The sequence below is a fragment of the Eximiradius sp. genome (assembly GCA_937127445.1).
Classification (GTDB): Bacteria; Bacteroidota; Ignavibacteria; order Kapaibacteriales; family UBA2268; genus JAKIZO01.
Genome location: CAKZLY010000020.1, coordinates 49,431 through 64,855, shown reverse-complemented (window position 1 = coordinate 64,855; position 15,425 = coordinate 49,431). Strand labels below are relative to the sequence as shown.

Below are 15,425 nucleotides of genomic sequence, written 5' to 3'. Positions count from 1 at the left end.
ATATCAAACAACATAAAAATTTATAAAATAAACGGATTACAAAAATAACATAATATTATTTATTGACAAAATTTTTTTTCTGAACTTATAAATTTATAATTTTATTGGCAAGTTCAATGATTAATTCCGATTGTTGCTCCAATGTCATTTCTGATGTATCAATCAATATCGCGTCTTCTGCCTTTCGCAATGGGCTAATCGCTCGGCTGCTATCGTAATTGTCCCGCTCAATAATTTGCTTCTTTATTTCTTCTATTTCTACGCGTATGCCTTTCGCTCGCAATTCCTTTGCACGCCGCTCGGTTCGTGCTTCTATTGAAGCAACAAGATATATTTTAAGTTCTGCGTTCGGAAAAACAACTGTCCCAATGTCGCGCCCATCCATTACTATTCCACCACGTTCGCCTATACGCCTCTGCTCTGCAACAAGTTTTTCTCGTACGCATCCAATCGCACTCACTGGCGACACCAACCGAGTAACTCCTGGCAAACGAATATCGTCCGATACATCTTCGCCATTCAGGATTGTTCGCTGTCCTTGCGGTGAAGTGCGAAGTTCAATATTAATTTCATCAAGTATTTTGCATATTTCTGCTTCGTTTTCGGCTATTCCACGACGCAGTGCTTCAAGCGTTACAGCGCGATACATCGCTCCTGTATCGATATAAATATAGCCAAGACGTTCCGCTACTATCTTTGCCGAAGAACTTTTTCCCGAACCAGCAGGACCATCTATTGCGATTACAATTTTTTTCATTTTTTTATAATTTGTTCAAACAATCAAGTACTTTTTTGTAATCAGATAAATCTTCAAATAAAACATCAGGAGCATAATGTTGCAATTCGCTTAATGATGCTTTGCCAGTGGCTACCGCTACAGATTTGAACAAGTTGCTCTTTGCCGCCTGAATATCACGAAACGTGTCTCCGATAATCACTGAATTAGAAATCGAGAAATTCTCATCAATAATTTTGCTGTTTTTTGCTCGGTCAATCGCTATTAAAGGTAGCTTATTGCGATCCGGACAATCATCCCCAAACCCACCGAAAAGAAAATAACTATCTAGACCAACCAGCGATAACTTCAAATAAGCATTCTTCTGAAAATTGCCCGTTACCAATCCCAATTCAAAATTATCTGCTTTGGCAATCTCGTCGATTAATTCCGCTGCCCCTGGCAAAATCGTTATGCTATCTCTTGAAATTCTTTGCTTGAATTTATCGAAAATATTTTCCCAGATTTGCTCAATATTGCTGCTATAATCAATACTATATAAATCAGCAATATCGGCAATTATTTGCAAATCAGTTTTCCCGTGAAACGATGGGATATTTTGAGAAATATCTATACTAAACATCTCGCCAAAAGCATCAATAAAAATACTTCTGGCGAGTGAACTTTCGACATTTAAAATAGTACCATCTATATCAAAAAGTACAATTTTTTTCATTGAACCTAAAATGGCACGTCATCGTCAGGTGTGCCTTCGTCGAACTCAGGTTCGTCGTAGGTTTCTTTTTCCTGATTATCGTTAGTTTTACGACTACCAAGAGAAATAACGGTGTTAGCAATAACTTCTGTTACGTGGCGAGTAACACCGTCTTTGCCTTCGTAGCTGCGGTGCTTAATTTTCCCTTCGACATATACTTTTGTGCCTTTGCGGAAGTTCTCAGCAACCTGCACTGCCAAATTATCCCAACACACAACAGTATGCCAATCGGTGATTTCTTTCCATTCTCCGTTGCTGTCCTTATAAGCTTCGGATGTTGCCATACGGAAACTGCATACGTTCCTTCCACCAGGAGTGGAGCGTAATTCTGGGTCTTGCCCAATATTGCCAACTAATGTGGCACGGTTAACACTTCTTGCCATATATCTAACCTTATTCTAAAAAGATAATAAAAACACAATTTTCAAATCAACGAAATTTTTTTGTAATTTCAAAATATTAATTGAAATCCTATGCCTGTATAATTTAATTTTTTATCATAAAACATTCCGTGTTCGTTCCAGCCATTGTGATTGTACAGATAAAACCCGATCCCTGTTTTCATTGTAGATTTAAATATTACACCTAACTGACCTGTGGCATTGAGTTTTGAGATTTTCTTTATTCTGCTAATTTTATAGTCGTAACCATAAGATAAATATAGATTCCGCCAGAATTTATACTCTCCATCAAACCCAAATTGCGGCACCCATTTACCCAGATTCTTCGGTAGCGTTGAAAAAATAAAAGTTGTACCGCCATAAAATCTTACATTTTTATAACGCACTGCACCAATCGCCTCGACAAATTCACGACTATAACTGAACGGGCGTTGCAGAAAAACACTGTCGCTTGCATAGCCATCTACCAAATGCGCTGATATATGGGCTAGCCTCACACGCCATTCAAATGGTTGCTCCATTAAATAGGTCTTTCCTGAAATATTTGCTCCAAAAAAGTAATCGCTTGCCTCTACCGGAAATTTAAAATGCCCAACTGAACGCAATCGTGTATATGTGAAAAAATCACCACCTAATCTTACTTCTGATGAATCAGATTTATGCAGTGTACTTAAATCAATCGAAGTGCCTATGTCGAGACGCAATTTTTCATCATCTATATTGTATATGGTTCCAACCCGCGGCTCAAATGTGTTCCCTACAAGTGGCTTAAACAGCAATGGTTCAATTGCAAACAGATTATTTACAGAAAAAACAACTAATAGCATAAACAGATATTTTTTCATACTCTCACCAAAATTTATATACTCAATCCAAATCTATAATTGTTAATTAGAAATTAATAATACACTGTTAAATACGTTAATTATTGTATGCTGTAAAATTTTTTGAAACTATTAAGTATTTTTTACGTTTTTTGTTCTGTGGTTATTCAATAACTTAAAGGAATTATGAAACTTATCATTTTTATCTGTTTGTTTAGCGTGTTTATTTTCTTTAATCTCAGCGCGAATTTAAATGCTCCGAATACATCCTCTGTCGCTGGTTTTGTTCGCGATGAAAAAAGCAAGGAAACGCTTATCTCTGCAACTGTTATGCTCAAAGACACAAAGCTTGGAACAAGAACAAACAAAAACGGATTCTACAGTATATCAAGCATTACTCCGGGCAACTATACCCTTGTAGTGTCATTTTTGGGATATGAACGCTTTGAGAAAAAAATTACTTTAAAAGCAAATGAGGAACTTCGCCTTGATATTTCGTTGAAACAAACTGCCGTTAGAAAGGAAGACGTAATTGTCGAAGCCGAACGAGAAATCGAACAAAAGCAAGTAATGATTAGCAAAGTAAACGTTCCAGTGGAAACAATTAAGGAAATTCGTATAGGCGGTGAATCAGATGTTTTCCGCTCTTTGCAATATTTGCCGGGCGTGCTTACTTCATCACAAATTTCAAGTGGTTTATTTGTTCGTGGTGGTTCGCCAGACCAAAATTTAGTTCTTCTTGATGGTTCTACAGTATATAATCCTACTCATTTGTTTGGATTTATTTCAACTTTTAATACTGATGCTATCAAAGATGTTGAATTGATAAAGGGCGGTTTTGAATCGCAATACGGTGGACGGCTTTCAGCGGTTCTCAATATTACGCAAAAAGATGGTGATAGAAGCCAAACTCAAGGATTAGCATCTATTGGCGCAATTTCATCGCGTGCTACTTTGGAAGGTCCTCTTGGACAAGGTTCCTGGTTCATTGGTGGGCGCCGCACTTACTTCGAAGTCGTCAAAAGTTTCATCGACAATGATCCTGAACAACCAATCCCAGATTTCAATTTCTACGATGTTAATGCAAAAGTTACGCAAGATATCGGAAACAATGATAAATTATCTTTAAGTGGATTTATGAGTAAAGATAACCTTGATGTTAACACTTTCGGGATAGGAATGGATTTGTCTATTGGTAATAGGCTTGCTTCTCTAAATTGGACACATATATTTTCTAATTCTCTTTTTGCTAATTTAAACCTTAGTGCAAGCCATTATTTCAATAATTTTAGTGGTGATCAGACAGGATACGAATTTTTGATTGAAAATTCAATTACTGATTATTCTGCAAAACTTAATTTCGAATGGTTTACTAATGAAAAAATTACTCATAATTTCGGTTTAGAAATAAACAATTACAATTTTCAGTTCTTGCAAAATTTCACTGGCGAAACCGATAGTACTCAGGTAGGTTCCTCTGCCGGAACCACAAACTTAAAAGTAAAGGACTATAATTATTCGGCATATGCTCAAATTAGCTATTCTCCGATTGAATTATTTGCTGTTCAAGCCGGATTAAGAGCTAATTATTGGGAGATGAGAAACATAATTTTGATTGATCCACGTTTAGCTTTACGATACAGTTTGACCGATAAAATTTCTTTGAAAGCTGCCTGGGGAGTATTCAGCCAAAATCTTCGTCTTGCTACTCAACCTGATTTCTCATTCTTCGATACCTGGTTACCTACTGATTCCACGGTTCCCGCAAGTCGTGCTACTCATTACATTTTTAGTGTCGAAACAAAGCCATTCCATGATTATGATTTGAACTTTGATATATACTACAAACAATACAGAAATGTTAGCGAACTTAATCAAAATGCTCTTCAAGGTTCTAATGTTCGAGATGTATTTTATATTGGAAATGCTTATTCTTATGGCTTCGAAGTATTTTTGCAAAAGCGAGTTGGTAGGCTCACCGGATGGGCTGGTTATGCTTTAGGGTATATTCGTGCCAAATTCGATAGTATCAATTATGGGCGAGAATTCAGACCTAAATATGATCGATTGCACGATTTTAAAGTTGTCTTGCAATATAATTTATCAGAAAAATGGGATATTGGTGCTACTTTTACTTTCCAATCTGGGCAATCCTATACTGGTGCAACTTCAAGATTTCAATCCTATCTGCCTACTCAAACCTATGGTCGTGGCAAAATCGTCCCATCTCAAAGATATGGGTTGCGACTTCCGCCATCTCATCAGCTTAATCTCAATGCTACTTATTCTTTTAAATCATTTGGTCTTGATTCCAAACTTATTTTTGATATCTACAACGTTTATAATCGACGCGATATCTGGTTCAGATATTATAATCTGCAAGAAGAAGAAACAAAAGTCGAAGATGTGCGTTTAATCCCGATTTTACCAACTATTTCTTATGAAATTAAATTTTAGGAGGAAAAATGAAACTGCTCAAATATATATTGATTTCGTTGGTGTTTCTTGCTGCTTGTGGTGATGATGTCCCAACTGACTACAAACCTGAAAACGTTTTAGAAGCCATATTGCTTGTCGGCGAACCAATCCAAAACATTGCTGTATTGAAAACTCAGCCAATATCGACAAAATATAATCATTATCAAGCTTTTATCAAAAATGCAGAAGTTCTTGTCAAAGGCGATGGTCAAGTTTTCCCACTTTTGTTCAATTACGATACTTTAAAGCCCGGCTATTACTACCCCGATGTTAATTATAAAGTGAAACCAAACACTGAATACTCAATTGAAGTTAAACTCCCCGATGGGACAATTCTGAGTGGTAAAACTACTACTCCAACGGAAATTTCCTGGCAAACCCGTATTAATAAGATTATTCAATACCCAAAGGATACTATTAATTTGCCTCAAAGTGATTCAATTTCTTGGACACGCGCTCCCGGTTTCGATTATTATATTATTGCCGAAACCTGTTTAGATACACTTGAATATGGTAAATATCTTGATTCACCAACTAATGAAAAAAATAGAAGAGTATATAATCCTTTCATTAATGAAAATAGATATAAAGAACAATCAGTTTCAGGATTGATCCCTGCTACAAAAACTCGTGTTGTGTGGTCGGCTTTCAAATGGTTTGGCAAGCACGAAGTTGCTATTATGGCAGCAGACTGGAATTTAGTCCGCTGGTATCTTCAAAACGTTGGAGTAAATTCTGTCAATCCTTTGCTTGGTAGTGTCGAAGGTGGCATCGGGGTTGTCGGTTCGGCTTATGCAATTCGTGATACCTTTATGTTGCTGAAAAATCAACCATAATTTGATAATATTATTTTTTTTTTTAAGTTTGCTTGTTAGTTTCATCAATTTTGTTTAAAGGTTTGCTATGAAAAGATTATTGGGTTTGTTCTTGGCTCTCATCGGTTTGAGTGTTGCTGCATATTCTCAACCAAAACTTGAGATTTACCCACCGAATGAATACAATTGGGGAAAGGTGAAATCATCCGACAACCCACTTAAAGCTACTGTAAAAATCTACAACAAAGGGAACGAAGAACTACATATTCTAAATGTTAAGCCTGGCTGCGGTTGCACTACTGCTCCGCTTGATAAAAAAATTCTTACTCCCGGCGACTCCGCTAATTTAGACATCACTTTAAATATTACCGGTTATTCCGACAATGTTGTCAAAAGCATTATGATTGAATCGACCGACCCCGAGAAAAAATCTTTCTACTACTATATCAAAGCAAATGTATTCCGACCGATTGTCGTTGTCCCTCAATATATCCCTTTCAACGAACTCTATTATATGCAAGAAGCAACTTCGAAAGTTATGCTAAAAAACAACACTGATGCTCCGATTAAAATTCTTGATATTAAAACTAACCCTGAATCATTAAAAATTAATCTAAAAGCAAATGATGTATTAAAACCAAAATCGGAAATCCCGTTGGAAGTAAAATTTACCCCAACTCAAATTGGTGTTAATTCAATTCGTGTCTCCATCACAACAGACAACGAAGAATCTAAAACTATTGATATTAATGGCTGGGGTAGCGCAGTTGACCCAAAGCAGAACAAAAATTAATTGAATAAATTAGTCTTTCTGAATCTTATATTATTAATGGCGGGTCAGAACCCGCCATTTTTGTTTGCCTAAGTACTTTTTCTTAAATCTTGAATGCTATCGAACACACCTTTTTCGGTTATATACTTCGAAACAAATTGGTTCGGGGTAATATCAAATGCATAATTCAGCGAATTAGAACCAATTGGAGTAATTCTAACTTTACAAATTTTATCCTGATGAATGCCTTCGAGAAAGTCTATCTCATCGGGAGAGCGCTCTTCTATGGGAATCTTTCTGAAATCTGGGATTTCCCAATCAATTGTGCTTGTTGGCAATGCTACCCAGAACGGAACATTATGTTCTTTTGCGGCTAACGCTTTCAGATAAGTTCCGACCTTGTTGCAAACATCGCCTTCGCCTGTAACTCTATCGGCACCAACAATTACGGCATCTACCTTGCCCATCTGCATAAGCAAGCCACCTGTATTATCAGCAATAATTGTGTGGGGAATTCCTTCGCCCAGCAATTCAAATGATGTAAGCTTCGATCCTTGATTTCGTGGACGAGTTTCATCAACCCAAATGAGCAATGGTATTCCTTCTCTGTGTGCGTAGTAAATTGGAGCAAGTGCCGTTCCCCAATCAACTGTTGCTAACCACCCCGCATTACAGTGCGTAAGTATATTTATAGGTCGACGATATTTAGAATATAGATTCTCTATTAGTTCAAAACCAAATTTCGCAATCTGTTTGCAGGAATTCACTTCATCATAATAAATTTGACGTGCCATCAAAAGCACTCGTTCGAAGTTTTTCTCAATCGAAAGCGAAAAATCAATTTTCGAAACAACTCTATCAACTGCCCACATCAAATTTACAGCAGTTGGACGTGCCATTCGAATTTCTGGAATAATTTCGATTATTCTATCTAATGTTTGCTTATTTTGAATTAATTCTTGTATTGCAAGCACAATTGCATAAGCACCAGCTATTCCAATAAGAGGTGCCCCGCGGATAGCCATGTCTTTTATTGCTAAAATCATTTCTCGATAAGTGGTAATTTTAGCGATTTTTAACTCGAACGGCAATAATCTTTGATCAATCGCATTTATCGCAAGCTTTTTACTGTTTTCTTCCCAAAGCGAACAATAATCAATACCGTTTATTTTCATGCAAATTATATTAATTTCAAATAAATTATTGTTAATTATCAAAAAACGTTCAACTCTTATTTTTAACTTATTGTATTTAATCGTAATTTTGCTTTTTTGATTAGGGAGAAAAAATGAACGAAACTTACAAAGCTTCAGGAGTTAATATAGAAGCAGGCGAAGAATTAGTCAGTAGAATAAAACCACTTGTAAAAACAACTTTCAATGAAAAAGTTCTTTCTGAAATTGGACTTTTCGGCGGACTTTACGAAGCAAAATTCGACGGGTATTCCGAGCCAGTGCTTGTTGCCAGCACTGACGGGGTTGGAACAAAGTTGAAAGTTGCTTTTGCTGCGAACAAGCACGATACTGTTGGTCAGTGCCTTGTAAATCATTGCGTAAATGATATCCTTTCCTGCGGAGCTAAGCCATTGTTCTTCCTTGATTATTTCGCTACCGGTCGGCTTGAGCCAGACGTTGCCGAGCAAGTAATTTCTGGATTTGTCAAAGCTTGCCGTGAAAATTCGACTGCTCTAATTGGTGGCGAAACTGCTGAAATGCCTTCGATTTATGCTGATGGCGAGTACGACGTTAGCGGAACCATTGTTGGAGTTGTCGATAAATCGAAAATATTGAATGGTAGTGCCGTTAAGTCAGGTGATGTTTTGATTGGATTGCCATCTGACGGACTTCATACTAATGGATATTCTCTTGCACGCAAAGTGCTTTTCTCTAAATATCAAGTTGATGATTATATTGATGAATTAGGTTGTTCCTTGGGTGAAGAACTCCTCAAAATCCATCGCTCATATTTGCACCTTGTCCATCCAATGGCTGAAAAAGGGCTTTTAAGCGGAATTTCTCATATTACTGGCGGTGGCATTGTTGGTAATACTTCTCGTGTTGTCCGCAAACCTCTCGAATTAGAAATTTTTTGGGATAGCTGGCAGAGACTACCAATTTTTGAACTAATTCAAAAAGTTGGGAATGTCCCAGAAGATGAAATGCGGCAAGTATTCAATTTAGGTATCGGTATGGTTTTAATTACAACCGAACAAAATGCTTATAGCATTATGGATAATCTGAAAAACGAAAAACCTGTTTTTATTGGTAGAATTAAATAGAGAACTTAATGAGAAGAAGAACAAAAATCATCTGTACTATTGGCCCTGCTACCGCAGATGTTGAAAAACTTATCGAGCTTATTCAAAATGGGATGGATATTGCTCGACTTAATTTTTCTCACGGCACCCACGAGCAGCATCAGGAAATGTTTGCAAATATTCGTCGTGCCGAAGAAATTACCGGAAAACCTATTGCCATTATTCAGGATTTGCAGGGTCCAAAAATTCGCACTCGAAACGTGCGTAATGGCATAGTATTTCTTTCGCCGGGAAGCGAATTTGTCATTACTGCCGACGATTTGCACGAAGGCGACGAACATCGCGTTTCTACCACATACAAAAACCTTGTTAAAGAAGTTTCAGCAGGCGACACCCTTCTTCTCGATGATGGCTATTTAATTCTGAATGTAAAACAGGTGATAGGCAACGACATTATTACCGAAGTAATAAAAGGCGGAAACTTAAAGAACAACAAAGGAATTATTGCTCCGGGTGTAAAATCTTTCGCCCCTTCGCTATCGGAAAAAGATATTGAAGACTTGAAATTTGGATTAGAGTTAGGCGTTGATTATGTTGCTTTGTCATTTGTTCGTTCTGCCAAAGATGTAATCGAACTGAAAACTGCAATGAAAATCTTCAAAAAAAGTGTTGGAATTATCTCGAAAATTGAACGCTACGAAGCCTGCGAGCGAATCGACGAAATTATCGAAGAATCCGACGGAATAATGGTTGCTCGTGGTGATTTAGGGCTTGAAACACCTGCCGAAGAAGTACCTGTTCTACAAAAAAACATTATAAAAAAATGTAATTACTATGGCAAGCCTGTAATAGTTGCCACTCAGATGCTTGAATCAATGATAACTAATCCTCGACCAACCCGAGCCGAAGCTAGCGATGTAGCAAACGCCGTTATTGACGGAACAGACTGCGTTATGCTTAGCGGTGAGACCAGCACGGGAAATTATCCTTGCGAAGCAGTTAATTATATGGATAGAATTATTCGCACTACTGAGAAAAATTTCCATCGTATGCTCGAACCGCGTATTGTCCCAAGCGACGAACGCCATAATTTTTCCGATGCACTATCGAAGGCTTCATGCGAGGTTGCTTCTCAGGTGAATGCCTCCGCCATTATCGCTATGACTACCAGCGGCTTCACTTCTATCAATATTGCTAAATATAGACCCCGCCAGGAAATTATTGCTTTCACTGAACTTAAAGACACTCAGAGAAAGCTCGCTCTTATTTGGGGGGTGCGTTCTTTCTGGCTCGAAGAACTCAATAATTCTGACGATATTGTTAAAACAATCTGTAATTTCTTAGTTGAAAACAATATTTTCGAAAAGAGTGAAAAGATTATTTTTGTTACGGGGACATCAGAAAAAACATCTCTTCCGGAAAATGTTGTCAAAATAATGAAATTGTGATTTCAGACTAAAATATATATTCGCCCAATTTAAAAATTGCTGTTTTCAAGCAAACAATAACGCTATTCCAACAAAAGCAACAACTGCACCTGACACCGAAACTAACGTCAGTTTTTCCTTATAAACAATTCTTGTCATTGGAAGAATCATTACTGGAACGGTTGCAAGCAGTGTAGATGCTACCCCGAGTTTGGTGTGCGAAATTGCAAAAAAACTAAGAGTTATTCCAAGATAAGGTCCAATAATAGATGCAATTGATATGTGTTTGAAGGATTTTTTGTCGCTCGTGTATAATTTGAAAGGATTTACGTATCTTTTCAGAAGAATTCCAAGCGGAAGAAACAATAAAACGGAAGTAGATATTCTGTAAAAAGTTGCTGTAAAACTATGTATATAACTATCATTAAAAGCATATTTAGCAAAAATTAATCCGCCAGCTTGCCCCAATGCCGAAATAAATGCAAAAATTATTCCAGGTAATGTAACTTTAAAATTCATTGGATTATCTTTTCTGGGCTTCTCGGTTACAACAAGTATGATACCAAAAAGTGTTAGAAATATTCCTATAATGCTTATAAATGGAAGTTTTTCATCAAATAAAATAAAAGCTAATATTGCTGCAAATGCCGGATTAAATGAATATATTAGTAAGCTTATTCTGGGGCCCATTTCACGAAAGGCTCTAAATAACGCCGTATCGCCGATAATCAATCCTACTATTCCACTACCTACAAGATAAAGTAATTGATTTATCGAACATCTAAAAGAAATTCCTGTCGCCGCCATTGTAATTGCAATAAAGATTGCTGCCAGCGACATCCTATCAATATTTAGCTGAATGCTGCCAATTCGCTTGACTGCCGAAGTAAATAAAAATGAACCTGCTGCCCATAAAAATGCTGCTGTTAATGCTGCTATTTCACCCCAATACATAAGTTCTCCTAAAAAAAAAAAAAAAGCGAAAACCCCCGCGTTTTCGCTCATATCAAATAATTTTTGTCCTTAGCTATTACTTTGCTAATTCTTTAATCATTGCTGCGTAGCCTTTCTTATCCAAAGTTTTTAAAGCACGAGCAGTAGCTTTAATTGTTATCCAACGCTTTTCCTCAGGCAACCAAATTCTCTTTTTCTGCAAATTTGGGAGAAAACGTCTACGTGTCTTATTGTTTGCGTGCGAAACGTTGTTGCCTGTCATTGGACCAACACCTGTAAGCTCACATCTTCTTGCCATTTTTATCTCCAAATAAGTAATTTCATTTTCAATAAAAAACAAAAATACAATTTTTTCAAAATTTTCCCAAATTATTTTTTCTTGATTTTATATAAGTTATTTACAAATAGTACTTGCATAATTTCATTGCTTTTCTATCAAGGCATCAATTTTATTAATGTTGATTATTCGAAAATAAATTTCTTCTCATCTCTTTGATTTTTTCGATAATAATTATTGAAATTATATTTAAGTTGAATAAGAGCGAAAAAATATTTAATTTTATAATTTATATATCATTTAAAGGGAAAAGTTGCATTATAGATTATCATATGAACAACACGAAAAAATAGCTCTAAAAGCTAAGCAAATTGATAGCGTTCCTATAAATAATCAACTTCATTTAAAACTTAGCTTGATTATCCCTACTTTTCAGGAAGAAAAATTGATAGAAGAGCAATTAAAGAGGTTTTCGCCAGAGATACGAAAAAAATACAATTTCGAGCTTATTGTTTCCGATGGCGGTTCCACCGATAGAACAGTCGAAATTGCCAGAAAATACGCTGATAAAATTGTATTACACGATAGCGGCAAACGTCAAACTATTGCTGCCGGGCGAAATAATGGCACATCGGTTGCCTGCGGTGATGTTTTGGTTTTTCTTAATGCTGATTCTTATCCTGCCGATTTAGACAAATTTTTCTCTGAAATTCTGGCTTGGTCTAATGACTTTTCGGATAATTTCGGGGCTATTGCCTGCTATGTGAGTGGCTTCCCGTCGGAAATTCGTTTCAAAGATAAGGTCTTCTACTTCCTTCATAATCAATACGTTGCCTTTCTCAATTTTATCGGGCTTGGAATGGGACGCGGCGAGTGCCAAATTGTTCGACGAAACATTTTCGAACAAGTTGGTGGCTACAATAGTGAAATTGTTGCGGGCGAGGATTTCGATTTATACCGTCGAATTAATAAAATAGCGAAAGTTAAATTTTGCCGCAATATTGTCGTCCTCGAATCTACTCGCCGATTCAGAAAATATGGATATTTAAAAACTTTGCTTTATTGGGGGCTAAATGCTGTAACTGTTATGCTTTTCAATAAGTCTATTACCAAGGAATGGGAAGCGGTTAGGTGATTTGCTAATCATTGTTTGTTTAATTAATTGTTGAAGTGTTATGAAAAGGTTAATTTACTTGCTTTTTTTAGTGCCTTCTGTTTTGTTTTCTCAGAATATTGGCAAAATTAGTGGAAATTTTCAACTCGAAGCTCAAACTTATAAAAAAGATAGTCTCATCGGTGCGCCCAATGTCAAAGAAAAAATCCTTTCTAATGGTTTTCTCAATCTGAATTACACACTTGATAATTTTAACGCTGGTTTACGTTACGAATCTTATCTAAATCCAATTTTGGGCTACGACCCGCAATATAAGGGTTATGGCGTTTCCTACCGTTATGCTTCGTGGAGCAACGACTTCCTTTCTGCTACTGTCGGAGATTTCTATGAGCAATTCGGTAGCGGAATGATTTTCCGTGCTTACGAAGAGCGTGCATTGGGAATTGACAACGCTGTCGAAGGTTTTCGTGTAAAACTTCGCCCAGCCGAAGGTTTAGAGATAACAGGGCTTATCGGAAAACAGAGAATTTTTTGGGGCAAGAGCGATGGTATTGTCCGCGGTGGAGACGTTAATCTTACTCTTAATGAATTTGCCAATTTAAAACTTCCTTTTGATATTAAACTTGGCAGTAGTGTAGTTAGCCGCTATCAGAAAGACGACGATCCATTCCTACGTTTGCCGGAAAATGTGCTTGCCTATTCAACGCGATTGGGGCTTTCCGGAAGCAGTTTTCTATTCGATGCTGAATTTGGCTATAAATACAACGACCCGAATACTACAAATAAAAATTCCTACAATAACGGTTATGGCGTATCGCTTAATGGCTCTTATTTTACGAAAGGGTTTAGCTTCGCTTTATCTGCTCATAAACTTGATAATATGGATTTTCGCTCAGATAGATCGGCGGCTGGAAATAATCTTACTTTAAGCTACATTCCTCCAATCAACAAACAAAGCCCTTATAAACTTCCCAATATGTTTCCTTTTGCAACTAAATTAAATGGAGAAGCCGGTGTTCAGGCTGAAATGAACTATGTTTTGCCTGCTGCTTCGGTCCTTGGCGGCAAATATGGAACAAATATTAATATTAATTTCTCTCGGATTCAATCAATTGATACAACTCACACAAGCCAATACAAATATAATTCTGATTTCTTTGCAATTGGTGATAGGTTATACTATCAAGATTTTACTATTAACATTTCTAAAAAATTCTCATCAAAATTTAAAGGTAGCCTAAGCTATGTGAATATGATTTACGACAAAGACATATTAGAAAACGAAGGAGCCCCAAAATATGGGAAAATCAAAGGGAATTTTTTAATTATGGACGGCACTTATAAAATCGACGACAAAAACGCTCTCCGTTTCGAATTACAGCATCTATGGGCAAATCAGGATTCATCGGCTCATATTGGTGATACCCGTAATGGTAATTGGCTTACTGTCTTGCTCGAATATTCGATTTCTCCTTCGTTCTATTTCTCAATAAGCGATGATTATAACTATGGGAATGAATTTGACGATTTAAAAATTCACTACTATTCTGCTGCTTTCACTTATGTAGTTGGCTCAAATAGAATTCAACTTTCATACGGTAAGCAAAACCAAGGTATCATTTGTGTAGGTGGTGTTTGTCGTACAGTGCCTGCCTCAAATGGCTTGTATCTTTCGATTAGTTCATCTTTTTAAGGAGATTGCTATGAAAACAATAAATATTATATTATCAGCCTTTTTGTTGCTATTCGCTATATCTTGCGACCAGATTACTGGCGATGTTAACGAAATTCCAAATATCGACACTTCTTCGACCAACGTTGTTCAAAAAGTCTTGTTAGAAGATTTTACGGGATATACCTGTGGGAATTGCCCAGCTGCTCACGATGTTATTAAGCAGCTTGAAAAAACTTATGGTGAGCGTCTTATTCCGATTGCTATCCACGTCGGATCCTTTGCTGAACCATATCCAGAACATCCTTATGATTTTCGAACCCCCGAAGGTAATTCTTACGATGAGTTTTTTGGCAATAGCAAAGCTGGACTGCCAAATGGTATGATTAACAGAAAAAAATTCAGCAATTCTTATATTACTCGCCACACAAAGTGGGCTTCGCTTGTTAGTGCTGAACTTCAGAATGAACCTTTTTTATCTATTAAATTGAACGTTTCATATAACGAAAATACCAGAAAAATAGATGTTTCCACTAATTTGCATTATTTAAAAAATTCTACATCGCAAGATTATTTAGTTCTGCTAATAGTGGAAGATAGCATCATTCAATTTCAGAAAGATTACAGGCTTGGCGAAAATCAGAACATTTTAGATTACGTTCATAATCACGTTTTGCGTGGTAGTATTAATTCCGCTTGGGGCGAACGTATTTCGTCCAGCGGAATTACTGCTGGCAATAAATTCAATCTCAATCATTCATACATAATTCCTCAATCGAAGGACTGGAAACCCAAAAATATTCATATTATAGCCTATGTTTATTCTAAATCGCTTGATTATGAAGTCCTTCAAGTTGAAAGTGCTAAACTTATTAAGTAAATTTTTTTATAATTATATTTAAGTTTATTCGTATTTTACCGAAAATTACTATTGGTAAAACCCA

General features: G+C 36.6%; 15 protein-coding genes. 8 read left to right on the top strand and 7 right to left on the bottom strand.

From position 1 onward, the window contains the following. Window positions 1-85: 85 nt before the first annotated feature. From cmk to AC6QZF_RS06670, 4 genes are all read right to left on the bottom strand, one after another. Entirely contained in the window at window positions 86-757 is a 672-nt protein-coding gene (cmk, locus tag AC6QZF_RS06685; protein ID WP_499799107.1) for a (d)CMP kinase, read from the bottom strand. A gap of 4 nt (window positions 758-761) precedes the next feature. Further along, window positions 762-1,451 (bottom strand): HAD family hydrolase, encoded by a 690-nt coding sequence (locus tag AC6QZF_RS06680; RefSeq protein ID WP_499799106.1) that lies wholly within the window; start codon window positions 1,449-1,451, stop codon window positions 762-764. Window positions 1,452-1,456: 5 nt separating this feature from the next. Beyond that, on the bottom strand, window positions 1,457-1,873 hold the full coding sequence (locus AC6QZF_RS06675; RefSeq protein WP_499799105.1) for a single-stranded DNA-binding protein: 417 nt from the start codon (window positions 1,871-1,873) through the stop codon (window positions 1,457-1,459). Window positions 1,874-1,941: 68 nt separating this feature from the next. Further along, window positions 1,942-2,736, bottom strand: coding sequence for a DUF1207 domain-containing protein (locus AC6QZF_RS06670; protein WP_499799104.1), 795 nt, complete (start codon window positions 2,734-2,736; stop codon window positions 1,942-1,944). Between the two features lie 165 nt (window positions 2,737-2,901). Here AC6QZF_RS06670 and AC6QZF_RS06665 point away from each other — a divergent pair, with 165 nt between their 5' ends. The 3 genes from AC6QZF_RS06665 to AC6QZF_RS06655 all read left to right on the top strand — a co-directional run bounded on the left by AC6QZF_RS06665 (window position 2,902) and on the right by AC6QZF_RS06655 (window position 6,801). Then, a complete protein-coding gene (locus AC6QZF_RS06665; RefSeq protein WP_499799103.1) occupies window positions 2,902-5,172 on the top strand; it encodes a TonB-dependent receptor in 2,271 nt (756 codons plus the stop codon). Between the two features lie 8 nt (window positions 5,173-5,180). Further along, window positions 5,181-6,029 (top strand): DUF4249 family protein, encoded by an 849-nt coding sequence (locus AC6QZF_RS06660; protein ID WP_499799102.1) that lies wholly within the window; start codon window positions 5,181-5,183, stop codon window positions 6,027-6,029. Between the two features lie 67 nt (window positions 6,030-6,096). After that, the gene (locus AC6QZF_RS06655) at window positions 6,097-6,801 is read left to right on the top strand and encodes a DUF1573 domain-containing protein (protein WP_499799101.1); all 705 of its coding nucleotides are present in this window, start codon (window positions 6,097-6,099) and stop codon (window positions 6,799-6,801) included. Between the two features lie 68 nt (window positions 6,802-6,869). Here the strand turns inward: AC6QZF_RS06655 and mtnA are convergent, their stop codons facing one another. After that, window positions 6,870-7,955, bottom strand: a complete 1,086-nt coding sequence (gene mtnA, locus AC6QZF_RS06650) for an S-methyl-5-thioribose-1-phosphate isomerase (protein WP_499799100.1) — start codon at window positions 7,953-7,955, stop codon at window positions 6,870-6,872. Between the two features lie 113 nt (window positions 7,956-8,068). Here mtnA and purM point away from each other — a divergent pair, with 113 nt between their 5' ends. Then, entirely contained in the window at window positions 8,069-9,058 is a 990-nt protein-coding gene (purM, locus tag AC6QZF_RS06645; RefSeq protein WP_499799099.1) for a phosphoribosylformylglycinamidine cyclo-ligase, read from the top strand. A gap of 8 nt (window positions 9,059-9,066) precedes the next feature. Beyond that, entirely contained in the window at window positions 9,067-10,485 is a 1,419-nt protein-coding gene (pyk, locus tag AC6QZF_RS06640; protein WP_499799098.1) for a pyruvate kinase, read from the top strand. Between the two features lie 45 nt (window positions 10,486-10,530). On the opposite strand, the gene AC6QZF_RS06635 is transcribed toward pyk, so the two are convergent. Both AC6QZF_RS06635 and rpmB read right to left on the bottom strand, forming a co-directional pair. Next, entirely contained in the window at window positions 10,531-11,418 is an 888-nt protein-coding gene (locus AC6QZF_RS06635; protein WP_499799097.1) for a DMT family transporter, read from the bottom strand. 76 nt (window positions 11,419-11,494) lie between these two features. Further along, window positions 11,495-11,716, bottom strand: coding sequence for a 50S ribosomal protein L28 (rpmB, locus tag AC6QZF_RS06630; protein WP_491814480.1), 222 nt, complete (start codon window positions 11,714-11,716; stop codon window positions 11,495-11,497). A 292-nt stretch (window positions 11,717-12,008) separates the two neighbouring features. Between rpmB and AC6QZF_RS06625 the strand changes: the two genes are divergently transcribed. Genes AC6QZF_RS06625 through AC6QZF_RS06615 form a run of 3 tightly spaced genes read left to right on the top strand, consistent with a single transcriptional unit; the run spans window position 12,009 to window position 15,361 of the window. Beyond that, window positions 12,009-12,830, top strand: a complete 822-nt coding sequence (locus AC6QZF_RS06625) for a glycosyltransferase (RefSeq protein ID WP_499799096.1) — start codon at window positions 12,009-12,011, stop codon at window positions 12,828-12,830. Window positions 12,831-12,870: 40 nt separating this feature from the next. Continuing rightward, entirely contained in the window at window positions 12,871-14,502 is a 1,632-nt protein-coding gene (locus tag AC6QZF_RS06620) for a DUF6029 family protein (RefSeq protein ID WP_499799095.1), read from the top strand. Window positions 14,503-14,512: 10 nt separating this feature from the next. Further along, window positions 14,513-15,361, top strand: a complete 849-nt coding sequence (locus AC6QZF_RS06615; RefSeq protein WP_499799094.1) for an Omp28 family outer membrane lipoprotein — start codon at window positions 14,513-14,515, stop codon at window positions 15,359-15,361. Window positions 15,362-15,425 lie beyond the last annotated feature (64 nt).

What these genes read in the sequence shown, in the direction of transcription:
- AC6QZF_RS06680 (WP_499799106.1), bottom strand. Translation starts at nt 1,451, where the DNA reads ATGAAAAAAATTGTACTTTTTGATATAGATGGTACTATTTTAAATGTC.
- AC6QZF_RS06615 (WP_499799094.1), top strand. Translation starts at nt 14,513, where the DNA reads ATGAAAACAATAAATATTATATTATCAGCCTTTTTGTTGCTATTCGCT.
- AC6QZF_RS06675 (WP_499799105.1), bottom strand. Translation starts at nt 1,873, where the DNA reads ATGGCAAGAAGTGTTAACCGTGCCACATTAGTTGGCAATATTGGGCAA.
- AC6QZF_RS06635 (WP_499799097.1), bottom strand. Translation starts at nt 11,418, where the DNA reads ATGTATTGGGGTGAAATAGCAGCATTAACAGCAGCATTTTTATGGGCA.
- pyk (WP_499799098.1), top strand. Translation starts at nt 9,067, where the DNA reads ATGAGAAGAAGAACAAAAATCATCTGTACTATTGGCCCTGCTACCGCA.
- AC6QZF_RS06620 (WP_499799095.1), top strand. Translation starts at nt 12,871, where the DNA reads ATGAAAAGGTTAATTTACTTGCTTTTTTTAGTGCCTTCTGTTTTGTTT.
- rpmB (WP_491814480.1), bottom strand. Translation starts at nt 11,716, where the DNA reads ATGGCAAGAAGATGTGAGCTTACAGGTGTTGGTCCAATGACAGGCAAC.
- AC6QZF_RS06670 (WP_499799104.1), bottom strand. Translation starts at nt 2,736, where the DNA reads ATGAAAAAATATCTGTTTATGCTATTAGTTGTTTTTTCTGTAAATAAT.
- purM (WP_499799099.1), top strand. Translation starts at nt 8,069, where the DNA reads ATGAACGAAACTTACAAAGCTTCAGGAGTTAATATAGAAGCAGGCGAA.
- AC6QZF_RS06660 (WP_499799102.1), top strand. Translation starts at nt 5,181, where the DNA reads ATGAAACTGCTCAAATATATATTGATTTCGTTGGTGTTTCTTGCTGCT.
- mtnA (WP_499799100.1), bottom strand. Translation starts at nt 7,955, where the DNA reads ATGAAAATAAACGGTATTGATTATTGTTCGCTTTGGGAAGAAAACAGT.
- cmk (WP_499799107.1), bottom strand. Translation starts at nt 757, where the DNA reads ATGAAAAAAATTGTAATCGCAATAGATGGTCCTGCTGGTTCGGGAAAA.
- AC6QZF_RS06665 (WP_499799103.1), top strand. Translation starts at nt 2,902, where the DNA reads ATGAAACTTATCATTTTTATCTGTTTGTTTAGCGTGTTTATTTTCTTT.
- AC6QZF_RS06655 (WP_499799101.1), top strand. Translation starts at nt 6,097, where the DNA reads ATGAAAAGATTATTGGGTTTGTTCTTGGCTCTCATCGGTTTGAGTGTT.